The sequence below is a fragment of the Providencia sp. PROV201 genome (assembly GCF_028479545.1).
GTDB classification, from domain to species: domain Bacteria; phylum Pseudomonadota; class Gammaproteobacteria; order Enterobacterales; family Enterobacteriaceae; genus Providencia; species Providencia huaxiensis.
The window spans coordinates 137670-162419 of sequence record NZ_JAMPNW010000002.1 but is presented as its reverse complement, the minus strand read 5'-3'; the positions used below and the strand labels follow the sequence as shown (position 1 = coordinate 162419).

The 24750-nt window shown below is 38.8% G+C and carries 17 protein-coding genes and 3 pseudogenes; 7 read left to right on the top strand and 13 right to left on the bottom strand.

The window, feature by feature from the left end; genetic code table 11:
- Window positions 1–5 precede the first annotated feature (5 nt).
- The 4 genes from yajD to PR809_RS02660 form a co-directional block, all read right to left on the bottom strand.
- Window positions 6–353, bottom strand: coding sequence for an HNH nuclease YajD (yajD, locus tag PR809_RS02675; protein ID WP_102140678.1), 348 nt, complete (start codon window positions 351–353; stop codon window positions 6–8).
- Window positions 354–525: 172 nt separating this feature from the next.
- Window positions 526–1557, bottom strand: coding sequence for a methionine synthase (locus PR809_RS02670; RefSeq protein WP_206276375.1), 1032 nt, complete (start codon window positions 1555–1557; stop codon window positions 526–528).
- Window positions 1558–1586: 29 nt separating this feature from the next.
- Entirely contained in the window at window positions 1587–2564 is a 978-nt protein-coding gene (locus PR809_RS02665; protein WP_102140676.1) for a DUF1852 domain-containing protein, read from the bottom strand.
- Between the two features lie 441 nt (window positions 2565–3005).
- Window positions 3006–3611 (bottom strand): DJ-1/PfpI family protein, encoded by a 606-nt coding sequence (locus PR809_RS02660; RefSeq protein ID WP_102140675.1) that lies wholly within the window; start codon window positions 3609–3611, stop codon window positions 3006–3008.
- Window positions 3612–3696: 85 nt separating this feature from the next.
- Between PR809_RS02660 and PR809_RS02655 the strand changes: the two genes are divergently transcribed.
- A complete protein-coding gene (locus PR809_RS02655; RefSeq protein WP_102140674.1) occupies window positions 3697–4242 on the top strand; it encodes a TetR/AcrR family transcriptional regulator in 546 nt (181 codons plus the stop codon).
- Window positions 4243–4573: 331 nt separating this feature from the next.
- Here the strand turns inward: PR809_RS02655 and PR809_RS02650 are convergent, their stop codons facing one another.
- Window positions 4574–6034: an ATP-dependent nuclease gene (locus PR809_RS02650; RefSeq protein ID WP_102140673.1), complete on the bottom strand. Its 1461-nt coding sequence runs from the start codon at window positions 6032–6034 to the stop codon at window positions 4574–4576.
- A 310-nt stretch (window positions 6035–6344) separates the two neighbouring features.
- Between PR809_RS02650 and PR809_RS02645 the strand changes: the two genes are divergently transcribed.
- Window positions 6345–7628 (top strand): DUF6602 domain-containing protein, encoded by a 1284-nt coding sequence (locus PR809_RS02645; RefSeq protein ID WP_102140672.1) that lies wholly within the window; start codon window positions 6345–6347, stop codon window positions 7626–7628.
- Between the two features lie 4 nt (window positions 7629–7632).
- On the opposite strand, the gene PR809_RS02640 is transcribed toward PR809_RS02645, so the two are convergent.
- Together PR809_RS02640 and PR809_RS02635 are read right to left on the bottom strand one after the other, a co-directional pair.
- Window positions 7633–7881 carry an ogr/Delta-like zinc finger family protein gene (locus tag PR809_RS02640; RefSeq protein WP_102140671.1) on the bottom strand — a complete coding sequence of 83 codons (249 nt, stop codon included), beginning with the start codon at window positions 7879–7881 and terminating at the stop codon, window positions 7633–7635.
- Between the two features lie 45 nt (window positions 7882–7926).
- Window positions 7927–8935, bottom strand: a pseudogene (locus PR809_RS02635) (phage late control D family protein).
- 93 nt (window positions 8936–9028) lie between these two features.
- Here PR809_RS02635 and PR809_RS02630 point away from each other — a divergent pair.
- The 4 genes and pseudogenes from PR809_RS02630 to PR809_RS02615 form a co-directional block, all read left to right on the top strand.
- Window positions 9029–10000, top strand: a pseudogene (locus PR809_RS02630) (phage portal protein); the annotation flags it as partial.
- Between the two features lie 564 nt (window positions 10001–10564).
- The gene (locus tag PR809_RS02625) at window positions 10565–11566 is read left to right on the top strand and encodes a hypothetical protein (RefSeq protein ID WP_206276743.1); all 1002 of its coding nucleotides are present in this window, start codon (window positions 10565–10567) and stop codon (window positions 11564–11566) included.
- Window positions 11566–12651, top strand: coding sequence for a hypothetical protein (locus PR809_RS02620; RefSeq protein ID WP_206276742.1), 1086 nt, complete (start codon window positions 11566–11568; stop codon window positions 12649–12651). The genes PR809_RS02625 and PR809_RS02620 overlap by 1 nt, the downstream gene beginning before the upstream one ends.
- Complete coding sequence (locus PR809_RS02615; RefSeq protein ID WP_206276741.1) at window positions 12638–13309, top strand: hypothetical protein; 672 nt, start codon at window positions 12638–12640, stop codon at window positions 13307–13309. Before PR809_RS02620 ends, PR809_RS02615 begins: the two co-directional genes overlap by 14 nt.
- A 539-nt stretch (window positions 13310–13848) precedes the next feature.
- Here the strand turns inward: PR809_RS02615 and PR809_RS02610 are convergent.
- Entirely contained in the window at window positions 13849–16197 is a 2349-nt protein-coding gene (locus PR809_RS02610) for a toprim domain-containing protein (protein WP_241098743.1), read from the bottom strand.
- 9 nt (window positions 16198–16206) lie between these two features.
- On the opposite strand from PR809_RS02610, the pseudogene PR809_RS02605 reads away from it, so the two are divergent.
- Window positions 16207–16842: pseudogene (locus PR809_RS02605) on the top strand (tyrosine-type recombinase/integrase); the annotation flags it as partial.
- Between the two features lie 261 nt (window positions 16843–17103).
- Here the strand turns inward: PR809_RS02605 and ahpF are convergent.
- The 5 genes from ahpF to PR809_RS02580 form a co-directional block, all read right to left on the bottom strand.
- Window positions 17104–18678: an alkyl hydroperoxide reductase subunit F gene (gene ahpF, locus PR809_RS02600; RefSeq protein WP_166267477.1), complete on the bottom strand. Its 1575-nt coding sequence runs from the start codon at window positions 18676–18678 to the stop codon at window positions 17104–17106.
- Between the two features lie 117 nt (window positions 18679–18795).
- Window positions 18796–19359 (bottom strand): alkyl hydroperoxide reductase subunit C, encoded by a 564-nt coding sequence (ahpC, locus tag PR809_RS02595; protein WP_166267479.1) that lies wholly within the window; start codon window positions 19357–19359, stop codon window positions 18796–18798.
- Between the two features lie 188 nt (window positions 19360–19547).
- Window positions 19548–20672: an ABC transporter permease gene (locus PR809_RS02590; protein WP_168222884.1), complete on the bottom strand. Its 1125-nt coding sequence runs from the start codon at window positions 20670–20672 to the stop codon at window positions 19548–19550.
- 5 nt (window positions 20673–20677) lie between these two features.
- Window positions 20678–23434, bottom strand: a complete 2757-nt coding sequence (gene rbbA, locus PR809_RS02585; protein WP_102140386.1) for a ribosome-associated ATPase/putative transporter RbbA — start codon at window positions 23432–23434, stop codon at window positions 20678–20680.
- Window positions 23431–24501, bottom strand: a complete 1071-nt coding sequence (locus PR809_RS02580) for an HlyD family secretion protein (RefSeq protein ID WP_166267483.1) — start codon at window positions 24499–24501, stop codon at window positions 23431–23433. Before PR809_RS02580 ends, rbbA begins: the two co-directional genes overlap by 4 nt.
- Window positions 24502–24750 lie beyond the last annotated feature (249 nt).

Genomic DNA, 24750 nt, shown 5'->3' with positions numbered 1-24750 from the left:
GAGACTTATTTTTTCTTATTTAACATCGATTTCAAGTCAGCAAACGGGTTATAAGTTGCTGCCTCAACGTCATTTTGCGCATCTTCCCCTGCCACGACATTCGTGCCATACATTTCAGCTTCGGTGTACTTAGAATGTTCATGATCATGACAAAATAGACATAACAGCTCCCAATTGCTGCCATCTTCTGGGTTATTGGTATGATCATGGTCGATATGATGCACGGTTAATTCACGCAAATTTGAATACACAAACTCGCGGGTACAGCGTCCACAAACCCATGGGTAAATTTTAAGTGCTTTTTCACGATAGCCACTTTCTAATCGCGCATAGTTTTTAGGGATCAAAGCCATTGCCGATATTCCTGTTGAAAATAGTAATTTTGAGATAATACGCCTAATATACCTCAGTTTAGAGCAAAAAAAGAAACTCAAAACAACAAAAAAACCCAGATACCATGAAGTCCCAACTTTATAGGGCACTCCATCAACTCTGGGTCCTTGTATTCGTTAATTTATACTTAAATTACTTATTCAACAATTCTCTGCGGATAATCTCAGCACCGGCACTTAATGCATTAAGCTTACCAGTTGCAACACGACGAGATAACGGTGCCATACCACAGTTAGTGGATGGATAAAGATTGTCGGCGTCGACAAATTGGAGCGCTTTACGTAATGTATTAGCGACTTCCTCTGGTGTTTCGATGATATTGCTCGCTACGTCAATCGCCCCCACCATCACTTTTTTACCACGAATAAGTTCAATTAAGTCCATAGGAACATGAGAGTTATGACATTCTAAAGAGATAATATCAATATTTGAGGTTTGTAGTTTTGGGAAAGCCTCTTCATATTGCCGCCACTCAGAACCCAGTGTCTTCTTCCAATCAGTATTGGCTTTGATGCCGTATCCATAACAAATATGAACTGCGGTTTCACATTTTAGCCCTTCAATGGCTCTTTCTAATGCAGCTACACCCCAATCATTCACTTCATCAAAAAACACATTAAAAGCAGGCTCGTCAAATTGAATGATATCAACCCCCGCTGCTTCAAGCTCTTTTGCCTCTTGGTTCAAAATCTTAGCAAATTCCCATGCCAGTTTTTCACGACTTTTGTAATGGTTATCATACAGTGTATCAATCATTGTCATCGGGCCAGGAAGCGCCCATTTTATCGGCTGGTTCGTTAACTTACGTAAAAATTTAGCATCTTCCACAAAAACAGGTTTTTGACGTTCAACCGCTCCAACCACTGTCGGCACGCTCGCATCATAGCGATCGCGAATTTTAACCACTTCTCGCTTTTCAAAATCAACGCCACTGAGATGCTCAATAAATGTCGTCACAAAGTGCTGACGCGTTTGTTCGCCATCACTAACAATATCAATTCCTGCGCGCAGTTGATCTTCTAAGGATAAACGCAGTGCGTCTTGTTTTCCCTCTACAAGTTCTTCGTTTTCCAACTTCCAAGGAGACCAAAGCGTCTCAGGCTGAGCAAGCCAAGAAGGTTTGGGTAAGCTGCCAGCGGTAGATGTTGGTAATAATGTTTTCATAATAATTGACCTTAAATTTTTATAATTAATCAAAGCGCGTAGTTAGCAGACCATTGCTCTAGAATATGCTTATAGGGTTCAATAAAGTGTTCTTCTGTATATTTCCCCTGCTCAATAGCCAATCGGCTACGTTCTTCGCGGTCATAAACAATTTTTGTTAATGAATAGTCTTGGTTCGTCAAACTCGGTTGGTAACATGGCCCCGCCACAGAGTTCGCATTATAAATCTCTGGCCGATAAATCTTCTGGAATGTTTCCATCGTGCTGATTGTGCTAATCAATTCAATATTGCTGTAATCGCTCAGCAAGTCTCCCGTAAAATAAAATGCCAACGGTGCAACACTATTTTTAGGCATGAAATAACGAACCTGTAACCCCATTTTTTTAAAATATTGATCCGTTAATGAAGCTCCATTTTGCTGATATTCAATACCCAATATAGGATGGGTATTTCCAGTTTGGTGGTAAATATCTTTATTTGATACACTTAAACATATCACTGGCGCCTTACTAAAATGCGCTTTGTATTCGTCCGAATTCACAAAATATTTAAAGATATTCCCATGCAAGTCACCAAAGTTTTCTGGGATACTAAAGTTGGCTTGGTCTTTATTGTGATCTAGTAATAAAACACTGAAATCATAATCACGCACATAAGACGAAAAATTATTTCCAACAATGCCCTCAGTTCGCTCGCCCGATTTATGATCAACAATATTGGTTTTTAATATTTCAATCACGGGGAAAGTATGACCATTCCCTTCAACACTCATCTCGACAGAAATAATTTCCAACTCGACTGAATAACGGTCACTTTTAGGGTTATCCCAATAGGCCAATGTATTGAAACGGTTGTTCATCATGACAAGCGTATTACGCAAATTTTCTTGGCGATTTTTCCCTCTGGCTAAATTAGCAAAGTTAGTTGTTATACGTGTATTTTCAGAAGGATTATAATTTTCATCAAAAAGACTACTTTTAATCGTAAATGTGAAATTTTTGTTCATCGTCTCGCCACACCCTAAATTCTAAGATAGAAACTAAATTTACTTCTTGATTTTCTAGAAGTTTTCGTTTTTCATTCATCAATATTTATGTTGTAAATACGTTAACTTGCTCGCGTTATCTAATTTATGCCAGAGCTGTTGACTGAGTGAAAGCGACTTAATTTCATTTCAAACGTGAATGATTTTCATGATCATAAATTTGACTTATTTTAATTATGTGACAGAAAACAAATAAATATTATTTTTTGTGAAAAATCATGATATTAGGGTATTTACGTACCCACATTATGAGCGGAGTGAATCATCGTTGCGCAGGTTTGAACATTGGTTAATGAAATGAATTTAATTGATACATAAAGAAAACACTTGGGTTATACAGTAAGAATCATTCGCTACAATAATAAAAGGTGGCGTATCATTTGAGTACCACCTTCAAAAAGTTTATGACATTTCACTTTGGTTTAGTGTTGATTGGATTAAATCTTCAAATTCTAGTTGCTGTCCAGCAGGTAAAACATGGTACAAAGTTTCTTTGCGCTTCTGTTTGCCAAATAGAGACTCTATCAGCCAGCCAACAAGATATACAGAAGACAAACAACCTCCCGCGGTTGCAATTTTTCCATGGCACACTAGCGGTTGATCTATAGGTGTTATTTTTCGAGATATAAGGCCTTCACGCGCATCTTGATGTGTCGTTGCTTTGCGTTCTGGTAATAGCCCCAACTCATCTAAAATAAATGCGCCTGCGCAAATAGAACCAATATATTGATGCTTTGGGTCCAAATGTAATTCAGGTAAAAAATTAGGATTAGTTAAAATATTTGGGACTCCTATCTTGCCACTACTAAATAAAACTGCATCAGCCGTATTAGCATCTTTCACTGCACCATTGACCGTAATTGTTAATCCATGCGTCGAACGAATTGTTGGTGTCACACCTAAAATACGCACACGCCAATCCTGTTGATTACGCCCCAAAATATCCCACATCAAAAATAAATCGATATCTGTAAAATCATCGAAAGCAATAATAGCTATTTCTTTCATATTAATTCCCTTACACTCTTATTAAGACAAGTTAGAGCTGAACAGTAACAATAATGTTTTCACCATACACAGTCTGTATTGAACAATGAAAAAATTAACTAGAGAATGTTGGGTCAACGCGGGATTTAAAATATTAGACACTGAAGGACATACTCGTTTTTCCAGTGAAAATATTGCTAGGCTATTAAATGTAACTCGAGGGTCTTTTTACCATCATTTTAAGAATCGCGAAGACTTTGTACGCACACTGCTTTATCGTTGGGAGCTAGAATATACAGAGCTGATGTTAGTACAAGCTAACATGGGGCATACTCTTGATGATATTTTAAAAAGATACCTTAATGTTGCCTCTCAAAAACACCCACTAAGAGAGATAGCTATCCGTGCTTGGGCACTTAACGACTCTTTAGTCGCAGAGTACCAACACCGTGTTGATGAAAAACGTTTGTCCTTCGTTATTAATAAACTAAATCAGCTTTCTATTCCCCGTGAATATGCCGAAAAAATCGGGAAATTGGTTCACTTATGTTTAATTGGCGGCCAAATGTCAGGCGATAGACACAACGCTCAAGAATTTAACCAACTTATTCTTAATACACTTAGTTTAAAAAAACTTTTATTTCGCTTTTAAACCTGCTTATTTTTAGTCATAACCCATAGTTATATAAAAAAGGCACTCACCCCGAGTGCTTCTTGACTACAACACACTGAATATAAAGTAAATTATACCTATTCAGCGGTTCTGGTACTTGTATGGATCAGGTAGTCAAATGCGCTAAGTGCGGCGTTCTGAAAGTGATTTAACCAATTGATTTAAATGAATTTAGTCAATAGTCAATGTCCACATATTGACCACACTTATAAAGCCTCTTTTGATAAGAGGCTTTGTTTTTGCTTATTTTTCAATGGGTGGGAGTGATTATTTAATCAAGGTTACGATAACAGAGAAAAATATATCTTGCTCAAAGAAGATTGATCATTTCATCAATAGATTGTTTCAATTCCGACTCAGTATACCTATTGGCTTGCATCGTAACATTTTCAGGGTGGTGAATATGATTCCGAATAAATGACTGTAATGTTGAGGGTTGTGGTGATTGTGGGTTCCCATTTCTTTCCTTCGTCCATAGCTTACTAAATGCAATATGATTAGTATTTAGCCACTGTTCAACTTCAGAAATACTTTTTAATGTATTTTTTTCTTGTAAATATCCATATAGTTCATTATGCAAATCAACAGTAGGCAAGTCATACGCTCTATAACTAATTTCACCCCAAGATGGACTCCATGGAAACATTGGTGATGTTGTAGCAGGAGTGATTGTATTCTTATTATCTGTTTTCTTGAAAATAAAAAGACCCGCATTCCTTAAATACGGGGAAGAAAGCATAAAAGGAGAGTGAGTAGAAATAAATATTTGTTTCGTTTTTGAAATGGTCATCAACGCATCCAATAATTTTTTTTGTCCTGTTGGATGTAAACATATCTCAGGTTCATCAATGAACAAATAAAAGGGTTTATACACTGGGGCATTTGCCACGTTAGAGGTTAGATCAGCATAAACTTGTAATAAAGATAGAGCCACAGCTCTTTGCATTCCATGACCTTTCTCACTCATAGGAACAGAAACGCCATCATCAATAATGATACTTGCAGTTTTAAAAAAACTCTCTATTTGTAATTCTTCGAATGAAAATGAAATATTTGCCGCACCAAATTGAGATGAAAAAACATCCTGAATTTTAGTTTCTATCTGAGATATTTTATTTCTCAAGTTAGATGTTGGATTATTAAAAAGATTTTGGTAACTAGCTTGAAATCTCTGATATTCTGGTGTATTGACATGCCCAAGAGCTATTTCTTTTAAGAGAGAACCACAGATTGTCGATGCACCAAACTTAGATTCATCACTAGGATTTGTGTCTGCCCATATAAAATTATTGTCATAAAACTTTTTGAATGGCGCATCTATTCCTGCAGGGTTAGAGTAGATTTGTTCTACTTCACCCCAAAAATTTATTTTCTTTATGTCATCAGGAGAATTTTTATCCCAAGACCTTTTAACTTTGAAATATTCCCGTCCATTATTATCTCTATATATCGCATTCATAAATGAAGTTATTTTATTTTGTTGTACGTGTGCATTAATGCTAGCTGAAATATTACCCGTGAATGTAACTTCGACAGAAAAATCATCAAAAATCACTGCAGGATCTGATTTGTTAATTAGTAAGGAGGGATCTTTTTTAGTACTTTCTTTTACCAGATCAAGTATTTCAAAAATAGTCGACTTACCTGAGTTATTTTCGCCAACAAAAATATTAAGCCCACTACCTTCCACTCCATTGGGAGTATTAAATTCAATATCATGAGTTCCATGATAGCCTTTGAAATTTTTAATCGTCACTGAATCTATAAACATGCTTAATCCTTATTTAAGGTACCTGATTGATCCATAAATATAACTCTAAGGTTTTTTTTATCAATTTAATTTCATTAATTTTTACCTTTATTTTTATATTTATTAACTCAGTTCACATTTTAATTTTTTTCGAATATATTCTTAATATCTAAAACAAAAAAGTTAACCATTATAAATTAAACCATATCGTTATAATAACAAACATTTACTATTAGTGGTTATTCAACTTTAAACATGGAATCAACAATATTAATGAAATTTATTCCCTGTTAAACTATAGAATCCATATACTTTAATTAAGATAGAAAAAATGATAAAAAATATTTCCGAGCTGTTACAAGCTTTCAAAAATGAAGAAAAAGCCAAATTAGATGCGTATGAATTAAGTCATGGGCCAACGATTGGTGATATGTATGAAGGATTATCAAAAGACATATTGAGTCGAGCAATCCCACAGCAACTTCAGCTACAAATCGTAGAAGGATTTATAACTGATGGTGAGGAATTACTATCTGGGCAAATAGATTGTATGCTAGTTCGTGGTGAAGGTGAAAAAATCCCATATACTAGCTCTTACAAATGGCATGTGAAAAATGTGCTCGTTGTGTTTGAAGTAAAGAAAAATTTATATTCAAAAGATCTCATTAACTCATTTTATAAATTAAAACAAATTTCGGACAGTTACTTTAAATATCTTTTTGAAGGAACTGAGGATAAAAGCAGGAAAGTAGACTTATCCCCGTCATATAAAACTTTTTCTCAGATAACGGGAATCACAGCACCGCCTTATCATTGTAGAGAAACTCTTACTCCAGAGAATGAGATGATCTATACCTCTATTTTTATGGAGCAATTAATGCCTGTTAAAATTGTTCTTGGGTATGATGGTTTTTCTTCAGAGTTTTCTTTACGAGAAGGACTTGTAAATTTTATATCAGAAAAAGAACAATGCGAAGGATATGGTGTTCCATCTTTCCCACAGCTAATTATCTGTGGGGAATACTCCTTAGTTAAAAATAATGGTAGACCATACTCATCTCCTATGCGTGATGGGTACTGGGATTTCATGACATCAAGCAAGGCAAATCCTGTATTACTTATGCTTGAATTTATTTGGACAAAATTATCACTAGAGTTTGATATAGGTATGCCTTGGGGGGATGACTTGAATGTAGAAAATTTAAATGAGTTTTTGGGCGCGAAGCCAATAATAAAAGAAGGTAAAGGTGGCTGGATATTTAATTATTCTACACTCTCAAAAGATACTCTGGAATCAAGACTAGTATCAAAAAAATGGGAACCAGTTGAAGTGACATCCTCAGTATATTCCATATTTCAACATCTAATTAAAAGCGATATATCTGTCACTGAACCTAACTTTATAACATTCGTCAAACAAGACTTTGGAGATATGGATAAGTGTATCGATGAAATTATTTCAACTACTTTCGTTTCATTTGATGGTCATGTTTTGTCGTTGCATTCCGATAAATTAATTACTGCGATATTACCTAATGGTAAATATGTTATAGCAGAGAATAGTTTAGGGCTCTTCGACCTTTGGCTCGAAAGAAATTTTAATCATTCAATATAATATATCAAAACATCTCCACCTGTTTCTCTCCCCTATGTGATCTCGGTAGCTCATCCATCGGGATTTCAAAGCATTCTGGCAACTCTTGTGGGATTGTCTTTGTTAGATAAATTTCCACTGAGGTTATTGTCGTAAAAGAGCAACCACACAAAATATTTTGACATTGGTGGTAACTTCTACGGGTTTCACTACTCATGGATTTACTGGTTTTGGTATAAGTCACAGCGCCACACTTTGGACAATTGAACGCCATTTTATAACCTTGGGTTATGGGTATGCCTGACGTTATTATAATCAATTATGTTTCGTTTTGCTCGTCATCCGTCATATCAATATCTTTGATTTTTATTTCCAGTTCCAAATGGGTGATAAACCCGTTCCCATCAATGGTGTGTGACACTCGGCTAATCACCCACTGGTGACTATCAATAGTCGGTTTAAAGCCTGTTACCGTGACGGGCATTTCAGGGTAAAGGTCTGCGCGCCCCTCGGCCAACGTAATATTAAATTCTGCTACGCCCCTTTGTAATTTTGACCACTTGGCCGCGGCGGCACGTTTAGCGGATTGCTCGTTTTTAAAGAGTTTGTCGCATCACAAAAACGTTACCCTCGGCACCCTCGATATAATCGCCCTCTTTTTTGCTCGACTTCTCTTTTTTGGGCTTTTGCTTGCGTTTTAGACTGGTTTTCTTTTGTTTGCCGTAGTTCAAATCTAACCAATAAGCTTGTACGCCGGTGTACGCTTGACGGTCTGCTAACCTGAAATAATGCCTATCCCCACTTTCCCGCATAATGGTTATCACCGGCAATGGCTTGCCGCTTTGCGTGACTCCCTGATTAGGCACGATAAATAACAGACTGCCATTTTTAATGGTGGCTATCGCGCCGAGCATTTCAGCCATGCGCGTTAAAAAGCTAATATCGCTTTCGTTGGTCTGGTCAGCGTGGTCAATTTCAATGTGCATCAATTGTTTGCTCACTGCGGGTTTTAGGTTATAACGCCCCGCTATTGCACTCACCACATCAGGGACTTTGATATCGTGCCAGCTGTATTCCCGTTTGACGTTAAAGTCTTGCCGAAAGTCCGCGCTACGGGCAGTTACCGTGATTTGGTCGGGTGGGCCTGAATGGCTAATTTCATCAACGGTATACACCCCTTTATGTATTAAGGCTTCCCCCTGCCAGCCAAGGGAGACGGAAATCTCAGCCCCACGCGCCGGTAACGCAATTTTGCCGTCGGTATCATCGATAGTAAGTTCGAGTGTGTCAGCCTCAACCCCCCGATTATCCGTTAATGTTAATGACATAAGCCGGTCATTGACGCTCAAGAGCTGCACGCCACCGACCGTTAAATCAAAGGCAGGAACTTTGACTAAATTCCCCTCTGTCCAATCCGTAAAATTGTCTCTGGCATCGGTGATTTGCTGGACTGCATGGAGTGCAACCACAATGGCCGCTGGTATGAAACCCCGATTGATTTTACTGGTATTGCGCGTTCGTTTACCTCGTCAGCTGCCTACCATCAATCACCGTTAGTGTTTAAACGTAATGTGATCACCAGTTGTTTTGAACCAACGCCGTATTTATCACGCCCTGATTTCACCACTTTAGCGCAGGATTTTGTGGTTTTTGGTAATGGTTACCTTGAAAAACGCATTAACCGGCTCGGCGATATGCTGACATTAAAACCCTCATTGGCTAAGTACACCCGCGCCGGTGTGAATGAGGGGCAATACTGGCAAGTGAAGAATTACCAAGATGCCTACGAGTTCCGCAAAAATAGCGTGATTCATTTGAAAAATCCGTGTATTCACCAAGAGATATACGGCGTTCCTGATTATTTGGCGGGGCTTATTTCCGCTAACTTGAATCATTCCGCTACCCTATTTCGGACAAACTATTATGAGAATGGCAGTCACGCCGGTGTGATGGTGTATCTTTCCGCGGCTTTGGCTGACGACAAGGCTGTTGAGTCATTAAAGAAATCACTCACAGAAGCCCGTAAAGGTAAGGCGTTTAAGAATATCTTTGTGTATGCCGCCAATGGTGGCAAGGATGGAATTCAAATACTGCCATTCTCACAAATCAGTGCGAAAGACGAGTTTGTCGGTATCAAGGACACCACCCGCGATGATTTGTTGGCTATGCACCGGATACCACCACAACTGATGGGGATCATCCCGCAAGGCTCCGGTAGCCTTGGCGATATCGAAAAAGCCGCAATGGTTTTTTGGTTCAATGAATTACTACCGCTGATGGAAAGCATGAAATCAATTAACGACATGCTAGGTGTTGAAGTGATCCGCTTTAAACAATATGCATTGCTGGATTTTTTGACGCAGGCGAAGAACAAAGAACCGAATTATAAATAAACCATTCAATTCACATTAACCGATATTCCCCCTTTCAAACGTAATAGAACGGCCTTAGCGCCGTTCTACCTATTTCACATACCCGAAACTATTTTATATCTCATCTAGGCTGTACAGCCTGAATAATTGCAAATAACACCATTAACGAGCTAATCACACCATAGCCAGCGCGGCCCATCTTTACCCCTTTGCGCGCGCTTGCTTCCCCGCCTCGCCCGCACACAAAAGGGGGGCGTTTTTGTGCTATTGTGCGAGGGTTGAAAACAAGATAGGTGTTGGATTGTGTGAAAAATAAAAGTGATTGTAAATTGTGCGAATTTATTCAAATTATAAAACCCTTAGTTTGTATGTAATTCAAACACGCCCCAACTTCACACAATCGAATATAAATAAGCTAAAGAATAGTCATGAATTACTCTATAGAGTAAGTTGCCTTCAAATCTTAAAGCTAATTCAATAATATTCATTTTTGAGAGGACGCAAACATTTCTGCCTATAGCTGTTCCTTCATAAATTAGTTATATTAATGTATTAATATAACTAATTTAATAGTAGAGGGAAATAATGGGTGGTGAAACTTCAGCAATTCAAAGGGTAGCTAATAAAGTTTCTGATGAAATTTTTGATGTATTTAAATGGAAACGTTCTCTTAGAGAGGATATGAATTGGACTTGTTGTTTAGATGCTCATGCAAAAAAAACACATCCAAGTGATGTTGTCTTTCATTATATTGACCCATATGAAGAAGAAGCTGTTTATTTAAATACTGATTTAAAAAGCTATGCTAAAGGTACTATTGATAAAGCCACTGTTGAAGTAGCACTAACGTCACTAGCTCTGGCAGTCGAATGTGCTAACTCAAGTGATGAATGGCGAACTAAATATGTTGTTGATGAATCATACGGTTATAATGTAAGAGGCCTTTTATTTTTATATAACCACGACAATCTTTATGATAAAGACTTTTATTCTGCCGTAACAAGCAAATTAGATTTAAATAAAATAAAAAGTTCTAAAAATACTAAAATCCATTTTTTAGATCCGTATAAAATATCTGACATCATTAATATTTCTAGTGATTTGAAAACACTAATAGGCTCAGGGCAACTCCCTCCACCTGATTTATTTTCCTTCTATTATCCAGATATGGACTTAACTAGGATAAAACACCCTATTAATAAAAATACAGTAGCAACAATAGAGCTATTAACATCGCCTTATATAATAATAAAACATGAAAGTTTCACATGGATAAATACTAGAAAGGAATCTGGATATACCATTTACTATAATCAGCCTGGTGATAGTCAAGACGAATTCGTTTATTTCTTTGATATGCTATCAAAGTATCAAATACTAACTGAGAACAAATTAATAAACATTAGAATAGCTCATATGAATGCTTGCGAAAATGCTCTACACCACTTTGAAAAAGCTAAAAAGAAATATAGTTATAACTGGCTGTCTGGTGAAGAGGAAAGGATTTTTTCTAATGTTAAGATCGAGTTTATTAACAAAACAATTATGAATTTCAATTTAGAATCTATTGGAATGGAACAACGATAATGAGAAACAACAGCTTATTTTTTGCAACAGATAAAAATATATATGATGCACTACATCATAAAAGAATAACGACTGCTATGCTAAATGAAATTTTATTAAGAAAAGGGATTATCGTATCTTCGGAACTAACTAAAGAGGAAATGATAAGTGAGGTATGTCGTTTGCCTCATTGTTATCTTGATCTTCAAGAAATAAAAGAAAAAGTACAATCTTACGATAGTAATAGAGAAAGTACTACAAAAGTAACATTAAAAACAGAAACAGACCAAACTGAGTTAAAAAAGGTTATAGATGATGTCAAGAAAATTTACTCAAAAGAAAAAAATGGTACAATAAATATAAAAACAAACAAAGATGGCAAATTATCATTAGAATTAAACTATCAAGACATAGATCTATCCAAAACAGAATTAAGACAGATTGAGAACAAAAGTATCGATATTGATTTTGAAATCAAATCTGATGCTATTGATGTAAGAATGCCTCAGAATGCAAAAGCAAAAGCCGCAATTGATCTAATCCAACAAAGACTGTCAAAACAACAAGATAAAGATGTGTCTAGATTTGAAATTTCTTTAGAAGCTATTCCAGAACCTAAATATAGAAGTAAGTTTTTTCAAGATTTAATGCATGGACTTAAAGGCTATGAAATAGATGATGTCACTAATATAGTTTTAAACCGTGAAAATTTAAAATCAGAAGAAGATGAAGAAGAAAAGATAGAAACGGGGTTTGTTAAAAAGGCTGTATTAAATGGTGAAGGCGTAAACACATCAAGTATTTTTTCAGATTTACACAGCAAAGGTTATTATATAAGCAGAGTTGCATGGTCAGCTACTCCAATAAACAGAATTGGAGACAGAATAAATATAGAAGTATTTTTTAACAATGCAGATAATTGCAATGATTTCTCATATCAAATAAAAAGCATAAATAATAAAAAAGGTGATGGGAATTATAATATAACAGGAAGAAAACCAACTGACATTGAAAGAAAAGAAATAAGTAAAATAATTGAAGATGCAGCTGAGAATGCTTATAATATAATTAAATCCACTGGAGACAATCAAAATGAAAAAGTATAAATGGATCTCTATAAAAACAGACTACTCCCTAGAACAGCTGATAGAGAAACTTTCTCTAGACCCCTTTACTGAAGACAAAGGAAAAGGCTTCATTTTTAATAAAATAAGGAAAGAATACTCTCATGGAAAATTTGTAGAAAAATTAATAATACAAGATAAGTTACCATCACTCTTTGGTGAGGAAGAAATTATTGAGAGAACTGAATATAGAGTAACTGAATTTGAGATTAATAAAGAACACTTACCAATTGTTTCGTTAATAAACCCGCCTAGAACTCTTAAACCTTTTTCTATAGCTTTTTCTAAAAATCTAGGTTTAGGTGTTAGTATTGAAGATATAGAAATTAACCCATATTATTGGGCTTTAGAGATAAGTAAATTTGTTGATATAAAAATTATACAAGTCGATTTATCACAAATTAAAGTATCTGAGTATGCTCTAGCTAAAATGCAAATTAATAGTACTCATGATTTAAATGAATACTTTAAAGCAAACAATGAATTTAAACACTCACGCATTGATAGAATCATATGCTCTGTTCTGTCTCCAACATTTAATGGAAAAATTAAACTTTTTAGAAGTGGTATGTCACATGTAGAAACAAAACATGAAAATGAGGTATCTAAAATATTATTTGATGCGATGATGAAATTATGATTACTCGATTGTTTACAAACTCAAATGTTTTACTTTCGAGTTCATATATCATATTCAAATCCCCCCCCTCCGGAAACCGGTTACAACGGTTACACCCCACCAAAACCACCTCTAACCCACTGATTATAAACAACTCCGTTGTAACTTTTTACTGGTTACAACGGGTTACAAAACAGGGGTTAAAAAGTTACATCCTTATAAAACAATAAGTTATATTTTTAATTTGTAACCTCTAAAAATGGTTACACGTAACCGCAAAGTAACCCATTTGTAACCTTTTGCCATTTCTACATTTCTATATATTATCAATAAGATATAAGACTATTTTAATTTTGTAACCATTGTAACCGCTTTCCGAACCCCTCCCACAAATTCTCTATTTATATAAAAGATCCTTAGTAATGCTTATTTATTGTACAATCCATTATACTTTCACTTGTTTGTCATTCTGAGTATTTATAGCACTTACTTGATGGCTTTCTACAGATAAAAGAAAGGCTGCACAATGGCAGCCAATAAAGGAGGATGAATATCAACTATCACTCACTGTTTTCCTGAAACACCCAGCACTTAATCACTTCAGGTCTTTTAAGCGTACTCCCCACCGCAAGCGTGCTATTAAACTGGCTGTTCACAACACTCCTCACCGTCTTAACGCCTACAAACTTACGCATACGCCCCGCTTTCAATAAATTCTTAATATCAGTATTCAATTGCATAGACTGACGGTACTCACTAGCCACCTGTGCAATATGGTTAAAATTCACTGCATAAACGCCCTTTTCACTACTGTGATTCACACCAAAGGCCTCGTTATCGTGTAAATAATCAAACAGCTCCCAAAACTCCATCACTTGCGGTTGGTCGAGTTGGATCGCTTGAACACGTTGTTTGGCCAACTCAATAATAAAGTCACGGGTTTGGCGAATATGAGCCGCTTTTACAGGAAGAACTAACACTAACGTTTCTAGCAATGCAATTAGCTGTGCGTGATTCTTAGCGATCCGCTCATGGTTAATCGCCTTATCCGCAAATAGCTGCGCCTGTAATCCGTCTACGCGCTCATTGTATTGCTTTAATATTGCCGCTTCTTTCATCAATACAGTTGGTAAAAAACCAGATAACTTTTCAATAGGATAACGTTCAAGGGCAATGGCGGCATAACGGGTTTCAACACTTTGCTCCGCTTTATCGGTATAAAGATGAATAATCCGTTCTAGAACAGCACGAGAGGCGTTTATCTCTGCATTCTGTGCAATCACAATACTGCCTTTAAATAATGGCTCATAGGTCTCATTGCCGCTATTTTTCACCCCTAACGAACGTGTGGCACGGCCGTTATACAGTGACTTAAGTTCTTCCCAATCAAACGCTTTCAGCTTTGCATTATCTTGCACGCGATCACTTTCAATTAAACACACCGGCAAATTACTAATCTGTGAAAAGTTTCGTCCTCGAGCGGCAACACTCGATTTTGATGCATCGAACCCCTCATAATCTGCGCGACCGCATAAGCGCCATAAAAACTCAATCAACGTACTTTTACCTGAACCAGGCTCACCGCATATTTCTAAAAATGGGTAGCTTTTATGGGTCTTGCGTATCTGTTCCGCAAAGAACGAACCCAACCAGAACGCCAACACCACATAACCTTTTGCGCCAAAAGCATCCCAAAGGGAACTTAACCAACTGGTATCAAATTCGCTAAAATCGGTATTAATGACCAATGATGGGCTAAGACTTAACGTCTTGATATCCAACTTATTGAGGGAAAAATAGTCCTCCTCATTTAACGTAAAACACTTACCATCCTGCACCGCAACATCATTAAACACATACACACCATACTCTTTGTTATAACCCACATAATTTTGCGTGATCACCTCTTTAATATCTGGCAAGGCTTGCTTGCAAATGCGGTCTAATTGCAAAGTTGTGCCGGTATAAACCGCCCCTTTGGCCACATGCAATAAACGCTTTTTGAATTCACTGGCACTGGTTAATTGTGAGGCGGTAAACGTGGCTTTAACTTGCGGTTGGCGAGGAAAATCGACGCGCATGTAATACCATGATTCATCGGTTTCAACGGACTTTTGGAAATATAATGGTGTGGGATAACAATTGGCAATTTCGACTACCGTACCGGACTCTTTTACCGCTTTTTGTCTGGCTTCATCTTCATCTAAATCGGGTTCGGCATCATGAATACGTTCAATGGTTTTCATCATTTTATCGAGATCCAACTTAAACCAATACAAGCGGTTATCGTGCTGAAAATCGAACTCTGAACGTTCCGTCCAGTTAAACATTAAACGCGCCTTTTCAAACGCGGTTGAGGCTAACAACAACTTGCCGTAATAGCGATAACGGGCGATATCGCGCTCCATTAGCTTGCCTTTCATATGCAAGTCATTCCAATCGTTGCCACACTCTTTTTCAGCGGGTCTCGCGGCTGTGGCTTTCCAGCCATCATCGATACTGCGTGCAACAAACTTTTTCATTGCGCGTTCGCCGGCTGAACCGTTATCTAGCGCCCAAACCAACAACGGCTTTTTATTGTTCCCTAGCGCAGCTCTCAACGCATTCAACGCGACCTCAGGGTAATTATGGCAAGTCATTAACGATACAGCCGCAATACCGTTTTGAATCAAGCTAAGGGCATCAAAAATGCCTTCCGTTAGCCAAATCTCTTTGGCTTGGGTTAAATCCTGTTGTGGCAATGTCCACCAATGCCCTTTATAAGAACCAAAAAAGTTAGCTTTGCGATCAAACCGTGAGGGCCTATCAATAATGCGCTCCCAATATGCCCCCTCGGGTAAAGCAAATTTAACCGTTGCAGCACCTAACCCATTGGCATGATAGCTAGACTCGGAATACAACCCTTTCAACGGGGCGATATCAAGCCCTCCACGATAAACCGTGATTTTTCAGCGATAAGCGGCATATTTACCGCCTTAAAGCGCACGGATTTATTTATGGGTAAACACCCAATACGAGGGCTATCACGGTTAAAGCAAAAAGCGACTGAGATGTCCTATTTAACGCATGAAGAAATTGGGCTGCTGCTGAATATATTAAAAGGTGATAATAAAAAAGTGGCGATTTTATGTTTAAGTACCGGCGCGCGTTGGGGGGAAGCGGTTAAATTAAAACGCGAGCACGTGATCCAAAATAAAATCCGTTTCACGTTTACCAAAACGGGCAAAGCACGCATTGTGCCGATTTCCCAAGAAGTCGCAGATGCTGTGTGTACGCGAAAATCCGGTCTGCTTTTTCCAAACACCTCTTACGATATGTTTAGAAAGCACATAAAGACCATTAAGCCTGATATGCCGCAGGGCCAAGCCACGCACGCATTACGGCATACTTTCGCAACCCATTTTATGATGAATGGCGGCAGTATTATTACTTTGCAGAGAATCCTAGGTCACTCGACATTACAGCAAACCCTGACCTACGCACACTTTGCACCGGACTTTCTTCAAGATGCGATTACGTACAACCCATTAAAGGGAGGAACAGAGTTAGCTTAATAGATTGTTCGTTTTAGGATGATTTTGACGACGAAAAACGAAGCAAATTTAACTTTTGCATGTCCACAAATTGTCCACACTGGGATGTATTTCTCCGCTGTAAGTACCACTAAATCAGCGTTTAGATCGTCCACAAGTTGTCCACACTTGAACACTTTTAGGCACTTTTGAGCCTTTTTTGCACAGATAACGTACAAAAAAAAGGCACTCGCCCCCGAGTGCCTTTTGACTACAACTCACTGAATATAAAGTAAATTATACCTATTCAGCGGTTCTGGTACTTGTGCGGATGAGGTAGTCAAATGCGCTAAGTGCGGCTTTGGCCCCTTCCCCGGCTGAAATAATAATTTGCTTATAAGGTACTGTAGTACAGTCACCAGCAGCAAAAATACCCTTAATACTGGTTTCGTTACGAGCGTCAATTTCAATTTCGCCCATACGGTTTCTGGCAACGGTGTCGCCTAACCAATTGGTATTAGGCAATAAACCGATTTGTACGAATGCCCCCGCCACTTCCAATAAATGTACGCTATCATCAGTGCGGTCTTTATACTCAAGGCCGGTCATTTTACTGCCATCACCTTTTACTTCTAAGGTTTGCGCATTAACGATAATATCCACATTTTTCATGCTACGTGCTTTTTGCTGTAATACTGAGTCCGCTTTCAGTTCTGGTGCAAACTCCAGTACAGTCACATGGTCAACGACACCCGCTAGGTCAATAGCCGCTTCAATACCTGAGTTACCACCGCCAATCACGGCAACACGCTTGCCTTTAAATAATGGGCCATCGCAGTGTGGGCAGAATGTAACACCTTTCGTCCGGTATTCTTGTTCCCCTGGAACGCCCATATTTCTCCAGCGAGCACCCGTTGAAATAATAATACTGCGTGATTTTAAGATCCCGCCTGATGCTGTTTCGATTTGGTGTAAACCACCTTCTTGCGCAGCTGGGATCAATTTTGTCACTGACTGCCCATCAATAACATCAACATCATAGCTGTCCACATGGTTCTTCAACGCACCTGCAAAAATAGCGCCTTCCGTTTTGATAACGGAAATATAGTTTTCAATATCAACCGTATCCATGACTTGGCCACCAAAACGCTCGCCTATCACGCCTGTGCGGATCCCTTTACGTGCAGTATAGATTGCTGCTGAAGCCCCTGCTGGGCCACTACCAATCACGAGGACTTCAAAAGGCTCGCGCTCTGTCAGTGATTTCGCTGCACGCGCATCGGCATTCGTGTCAACTTTGCTCACAATCTCACTGAGTGTCATACGCCCTTGACCAAACTCTTTTCCATTCAGGTAAACCGCTGGAACGCCCATGACATTACGTTCATCAATCTCGTTTTGGAAAAGCGCGCCATCAATGGCGGTATGACTAACATTTGGATTTAAAACTGCCATTAAGTTCAGAGCTTGAACAACATCTGGGCAGTTATGGCAAGATAAAGAGTAATAAGTTTCAAAGTGGAATTCGCCTTCAAGGCCTTTAACTTGCTCTAATAACTCTTGCGCTTCTTTCGATGGATGACCACCGATTTGCAATAATGCTAGCACAAGAGAGGTAAATTCATGTCCCAGAGGTGAACCTGCAAAACGCAAACCACTATCTGTACCTGGGTTAGTAATTAAAAAAGACGGTGTTCTTAGTGCGCTATTGCGCTCTTCACGTACAGTGACTTTATCTGACAGTGATGCAATTTGTTCTAACAGCTGTTTGATTTCATTTGATTTTTGGCTGTCATCTATATTAGCAACTAATTCAACGGGTTTAGTTAAACGTTCTAAGTAGGCTTTCAACTGTGCCTGTAAATTATTGTCGAGCATGTAATCCCCTTTAATTTTTATCATAAAATCGGGTACATATACCCGTCATGATCCAAGTTGCAGGCCTAAACACCTGCAACCTGAATTATTCAGTATTAATCAATTAAGATAGATTAATTAGATTTTGCCGACTAAGTCCAAAGATGGAGACAGCGTTGCATCACCTTCTTTCCATTTAGCTGGGCAAACTTCACCTGGGTGGCTAGCAACATATTGTGCTGCTTTAACTTTACGTAACAGGTCAGCTGCATCACGACCAATACCTTCAGCAGTAATTTCGATTGCCTGAATGATACCTTGTGGGTCAACAACGAAAGTACCGCGGTCTGCTAAGCCTTCGTTTTCACGCATGTTTTCAAAGTTACGTGTTAATGCACCAGTTGGGTCACCGATCATGGCATATTTGATTTTACCGATAGTGTCTGAGCTTGCATGCCATGCTTTATGGGTGAAATGTGTGTCAGTAGAAACAGAGAAAATTTCAACACCTAATTTTTGGAATTCTTCATAATGGTCAGCAATGTCACCCAGTTCAGTTGGGCAAACAAAGGTAAAGTCAGCTGGATAGAAGAAGAAAACGCTCCATTTACCTGCAACATCTTTTTCAGAAACTTCGATGAATTGGCCATCTTTAAATGCTTGGTTAGTAAATGGTTTGATTTGAGTATTAATTAATGACATATGATGTTCTCCTGTTTGGTTGCCTATTAAGTTACTGTTTTACAGCAGCTTAATCCAATCATTACCTACTATCGATTTGATAGGCACAACCTAATCATGTTCATATAATTAATAGGCAAAGCATTAGAACGCTTACTGAACAATTCAGCAAGCGTTTTATTTTTAATGGATGTTTTATGTACAGTAGGTTATGCCATGGTGGCAATCGTTTTACGAAAACGAATGAGTGCGAGAGAAAAGAACACAGCACCAATCACAACAAGAACTGCAAATTGAGGCCAAACAATTTGGAAGCCAGCACCGCGATATAAAATCGCTTGAGCAAGGCTAACAAAGTGTGTTGTCGGCATGGTTAACATAATATCTTGAACAAGCTGAGGCATACTTTCTCGCGCAGTCATCCCGCCAGAAAGCATATTTAATGGCAATAGCACTAAGATCATCAACAAACCAAACTGGGGCATGGAGCGTGCAATCGTCCCCATAAAAATACCAATCGACGTTGTCGCAAATAAACTCAAGGCCACCCCACACATAAACAATAAGATAGACCCTTCGATTGGTACTTGTAGCAATGTTTTTACGACCAAAATTAAGGAAACACCGGATGCGATCAGTACCACCAGCCCCATTGACCATATTTTCGACATCATAATTTCAAATGGTGTTAAAGGCATAACCATCAAATGCTCGACTGTACCGTGTTCACGCTCGCGGATCAGCGCCGCCCCCGTTAAAACAATCGATAACATCGTAATATTATTAATGATTGCCATGACAGAACCGAACCATGACTGTGTCAAATTGGGGTTAAAGCGCATGCGTACTTCCAAGTCGACAGGCAAACTCGCATTACTACGGTATTTTGCTAAAAATTCATTCACTTCCCCTAAGGTAATATTTTGAATATAACTATTTCCTAAGAAGGCTTGGCTCATCCTTGTTGCATCAATATTGACTTGAATTTCTGGGTGCCGCCCTGCAAGCACATCACGTTGAAAATTAGGTGGAATATCTAATGCAAACGTATATGAACCACGGTTTAACAAACCATCAATTTGGTCTGGCGTAATATCTACAGGGGATAAGAAATAAGGTGCATAAAAGCTATTGATTATTCGGTTTGATAACTGTGATTTATCTTGGTCCGCAATCGCAATAGGCGCATTATGTAAAGATCCGGGTGTCACCGTTGCTGACGAATAAATCGACACGGTAAAAGCAAAAACAATCAAAGCTAACATCGCTTTATCGCGGCCTAAACTGCGTAATTCTTTGACTCCTAGGTTAAAAATATTCTGAATTTTACGGATCATCGCTATGCCTCCTGCTTTTTCAGGAATAGAACACTTAGCCCAATAACCAAAGGTATGGTGATCAGTAATGGGATAAATGATGACTGTAAATCGAATAAATTTAATCCCTTAGAGAAAGTTCCTCGTGTGATAGTCAAAAAATGTGATGTTGGATAGACCATCCCAACCCAGCGGCCAATACCTTCCAATGATGAGACAGGGTCAATCATTCCTGAAAATTGAGTTGCGGGTATCAACGTAATGATAGAAGTACCAAAAATTGCCGCAATTTGGCTTTTCATAAAGCATGAAATTAATAACCCCATGCCTGTTGCAATACTGATATACAAAAATGCAGCCAACGTTAACGTCAGAAAACTGCCTTTAAATTCAACACCAAATATATATACCGATAATATACAAAGTAGCACAAAGTTAAACATACCCAATAGAATATAAGGGAGCTGTTTTCCAAGCAAAAACTCTAATTTGGTGATCGGAGTAACATAAAGATTGATAATCGAACCGAGCTCTTTTTCCCGAACAACACTCAACGCGCTCAGCATGGCTGGGATCATCATTAATAATAATGGAATAACCGCGGGAACAATTGCCGGTAAGCTACGAACATCTGGGTTATAACGATATCGAGTCTCAATGTCGATAGCCGGTATCCCTGCAACGCCAGCCGGTTGGCGCGCAGCCATCGTGCTCAGCCATGCTAAATGCATCGCTTGTACATAACCACGCACAGTTTCAGCGCGGTTTGGCATCGCACCATCAATCCACACACCAATTTTAACGTTACTCCCTCGAGCAACATCTCTTGCAAAGTTAGGTGGGATCTCAATCGCAACGGTAATATTTCCGCTACGCATACCAGCCTCTAAATCATCATAATCTTTGATTGGAGGTTGTTCGATAAAGTAACGTGAACCAGCTAAGTTCAGTGTATATCCTTGACTTAGCCCTGTTTGGTCGCGATCTAGCACTGAAAAACGTAAATTTTCCACATCCATGCTAATGCCGTAACCCATGATAAACATAAGAATTACCGTTCCTAATAATGCCAGTGTTGAACGTACAGGGTCACGACGTAACTCCATGCCTTCCCGTATGGAATAGCTAAATAGCCGACGCAAACTAAAACGTTTTTTCAATGCTTCAGTCGCTTGTTCTTTTAGTTCAGGGTCAACGTGGAACTCTGGCGCGGTCTCTTGTCCTTGTCCTGCATCCCCCACGGCATCCTGTAAATAGGCGATAAAGGTTTCTTCAAGCGTGCCAAGCCCTCTTTTCTTGGTCAAGTTAACAGGGGTATCACAATCTAAGACTTTACCTGCATGCATGAGTGAAATGCGGTCACAGCGCTCTGCTTCATTCATAAAGTGGGTAGAAATAAAAATAGTGACACCGTCACGTCTTGATAAGTCGACCATTAAATTCCAAAACATATCTCTGGCAACGGGGTCTACACCTGAAGTGGGTTCATCAAGGATTAACATTTCAGGTTCATGAATAACCGCGACAGCTAAAGATAGCCTTTGACGGATCCCCAAAGGCAAGTCGTCTGGCATGACGTCTCGCACATCATCAAGTTCAAAACGCTGGCACATTTCGTCAACTCGCTGAGGGATTTTATCCTCAGATATATGAAAAAGCTTGGCATGAAGCACAAGGTTCTGCTCAACACTCAATTCACTATATAATGAGAATGCTTGTGACATATAACCGACACGCTTACGTGTTTCAATATCCTTCGGGTCTATTTCTTGGCCAAATAGCCATGCCTGCCCTTCACTGGCTTGTAACAAACCCGTCAACATTTTCATCGTGGTTGACTTGCCACAACCATTGGAGCCTAAGAAACCAAAAATCTCCCCTTTTGGGATCTTAAAATTCACATGGTCAACTGCTACAAAGTTACCGAAACGCATGGTGAGGTCTTGGGCTTCAATGGCAATAATATTGTCTTTCGAGGTATCACGCGGAGGGATCACGACTTTTTTGTGCCCACTGCGTTTTTCTTCAGGTAGTAATTCAATAAATGCAGCTTCAAGGTCATCACATTGCGTTTGGGCTTTTAATTCAGATGCATGGCCTGTAGCGAGCACCTTGCCATCATCCATTGCCACTAGCCAATCAAAGCGCTCCGCCTCTTCCATATACGCAGTTGCGACCAAAACACTCATATTGGTTTGTCGCAAACGAATGCGATCAATCAAATCCCAAAACTGTGCGCGAGATAACGGGTCAACCCCAGTGGTAGGTTCATCTAAAATCAATAAGTCAGGGTCATGAATTAGCGCACAACATAACCCAAGTTTTTGTTTCATACCGCCTGATAATTTGCCAGCCGGACGGTCTTTAAATGGCGCAAGCCCGGTACTTTCAAGCAAATCTTGAATGCGATATTCACGCTCAGCTTTTGATTGGCCAAATAACCGACCAAAAAAATCAACGTTTTCATAAACAGATAACGTATGGTAAAGGTTCTTTCCTAACCCTTGAGGCATGTAAGCGATGCGAGGACAAACTGCTCTACGGTGTTCAATATCATTCATGTCACCATCAAGTACCGTTATTTGGCCTTGTTGAATCACTCTTGCTCCTGCAATCAGGGAGATCAGGCTTGATTTCCCTACGCCATCGGGGCCAATCAACCCAACCATTTTTCTCGCTGGGATGGAAAGCACAATGTCATCCAACGCACAATTATCACCATAATGCTGGCTGACATGCTGTATATCAATAATCACATCATCCATCAGTTTATTGGTCATTGTGGTAATCTCACCTCAAGTTCTGCAGGCCAAGATCCGTTAGGGTCTAAACGTACATATGCTTTTCCAGGTAACCCTGTTTTCACATATTCAAGGTGTTGCTCTAATAATTCTGGAGAAATACGCGCACGTACTCTGAACATTAATTTTAAGCGTTCATTTTGTGTTTCTACGGTTTTCGGTGTGAATTGTGCGACACTTGCTACAAAAGTGGCTTTCGCTGGGATCACGATGTTTGGTGCAGCATCGAGTATAATGTGAACATCACTACCTAAGGCAACTTTACCTGCGTCTTCAGTTGGTAAGAAAAAGGTCATATATACATCACTTAAATCGACCATATTCAAAACCCGTCCACCTGCCCCAAGTACCTCACCGGGCTCAGCTACACGATATTGAATACGCCCATTTCTTGGCGCTTTTAGAATACTGTCATCTAAGTCCGCTATAATACGACGTTCCGTTGCTGTCGCTGCGTCAACACGGTTTTTAGCTTGAACAATACCAGCGCTGGCAGAATCAATCGCTGATGTCGCTGCAGCCACTTGGGCTTTCGACGCTTCCAGGGCTGCGCGAGAACCTTGCATCTGGGCGGTATCGTCATCCACTTGTTGTTGAGAAACGGCGTTTGTTCTTACCAAAGCTCTAGAGCGATTTAGTCGTTTTTGTGCAGCATCTAACTCAGCTTCACGTTGACGAACGACAGCTTGAGCTGCAACTTTTTCGCTTTTACGCTGTGCTAAAGCTGATTCAGCCGTCGTCACTGCACTAATAGCTTGGCGTAATTGAGCCTGTACTTCATGTAGCTGCTCTTGGAGTGCTCGCGTATCCATACGAGCAAGTTCTTGCCCTTCTTTAACAAAATCGCCTTCTTTTACATTAATCGTTTCAATACGCCCTGCCGTCTTAGTGGCAATATCAATTTCTGTTGCTTCTATACGACCATTACTTTGCGCGAACCCAGCAGGTAGCCCACCTGAATTAACATTCCAGTAATAAAGACCACCCGCAACAATAATTAATATTAAAATGATGTAAAAAGATATTTTTTGCTTATTTATTTTCATACCATCCCTTTCCATTAAATGAGAAAACAAGGAACAACAATTATTTTGATTATTAACCTGGTGATTATTAATAAAATGACATAACTGTCTCTATACGAAATAAATACCATTAAAACTAAAAATAATATTATTTATTATAAACTCGGCCAAGTAAGTGTTACCACTATCATTAAATTGGCTATCTATTTAATTTAATGATAGTTTATCAACGTTTGGCTTAAGTTTAGTTGCCTTATGTCACAAAAAAAC

What these genes read in the sequence shown, in the direction of transcription:
- PR809_RS02660 (WP_102140675.1), bottom strand. Translation starts at nt 3,611, where the DNA reads ATGAAAGAAATAGCTATTATTGCTTTCGATGATTTTACAGATATCGAT.
- ahpF (WP_166267477.1), bottom strand. Translation starts at nt 18,678, where the DNA reads ATGCTCGACAATAATTTACAGGCACAGTTGAAAGCCTACTTAGAACGT.
- PR809_RS02655 (WP_102140674.1), top strand. Translation starts at nt 3,697, where the DNA reads ATGAAAAAATTAACTAGAGAATGTTGGGTCAACGCGGGATTTAAAATA.
- PR809_RS02640 (WP_102140671.1), bottom strand. Translation starts at nt 7,881, where the DNA reads ATGGCGTTCAATTGTCCAAAGTGTGGCGCTGTGACTTATACCAAAACC.
- PR809_RS02665 (WP_102140676.1), bottom strand. Translation starts at nt 2,564, where the DNA reads ATGAACAAAAATTTCACATTTACGATTAAAAGTAGTCTTTTTGATGAA.
- ahpC (WP_166267479.1), bottom strand. Translation starts at nt 19,359, where the DNA reads ATGTCATTAATTAATACTCAAATCAAACCATTTACTAACCAAGCATTT.
- PR809_RS02580 (WP_166267483.1), bottom strand. Translation starts at nt 24,501, where the DNA reads ATGAAAATAAATAAGCAAAAAATATCTTTTTACATCATTTTAATATTA.
- PR809_RS02670 (WP_206276375.1), bottom strand. Translation starts at nt 1,557, where the DNA reads ATGAAAACATTATTACCAACATCTACCGCTGGCAGCTTACCCAAACCT.
- PR809_RS02615 (WP_206276741.1), top strand. Translation starts at nt 12,638, where the DNA reads ATGAAAAAGTATAAATGGATCTCTATAAAAACAGACTACTCCCTAGAA.
- PR809_RS02625 (WP_206276743.1), top strand. Translation starts at nt 10,565, where the DNA reads ATGGGTGGTGAAACTTCAGCAATTCAAAGGGTAGCTAATAAAGTTTCT.
- PR809_RS02650 (WP_102140673.1), bottom strand. Translation starts at nt 6,034, where the DNA reads ATGTTTATAGATTCAGTGACGATTAAAAATTTCAAAGGCTATCATGGA.
- PR809_RS02645 (WP_102140672.1), top strand. Translation starts at nt 6,345, where the DNA reads ATGATAAAAAATATTTCCGAGCTGTTACAAGCTTTCAAAAATGAAGAA.
- yajD (WP_102140678.1), bottom strand. Translation starts at nt 353, where the DNA reads ATGGCTTTGATCCCTAAAAACTATGCGCGATTAGAAAGTGGCTATCGT.
- rbbA (WP_102140386.1), bottom strand. Translation starts at nt 23,434, where the DNA reads ATGACCAATAAACTGATGGATGATGTGATTATTGATATACAGCATGTC.
- PR809_RS02620 (WP_206276742.1), top strand. Translation starts at nt 11,566, where the DNA reads ATGAGAAACAACAGCTTATTTTTTGCAACAGATAAAAATATATATGAT.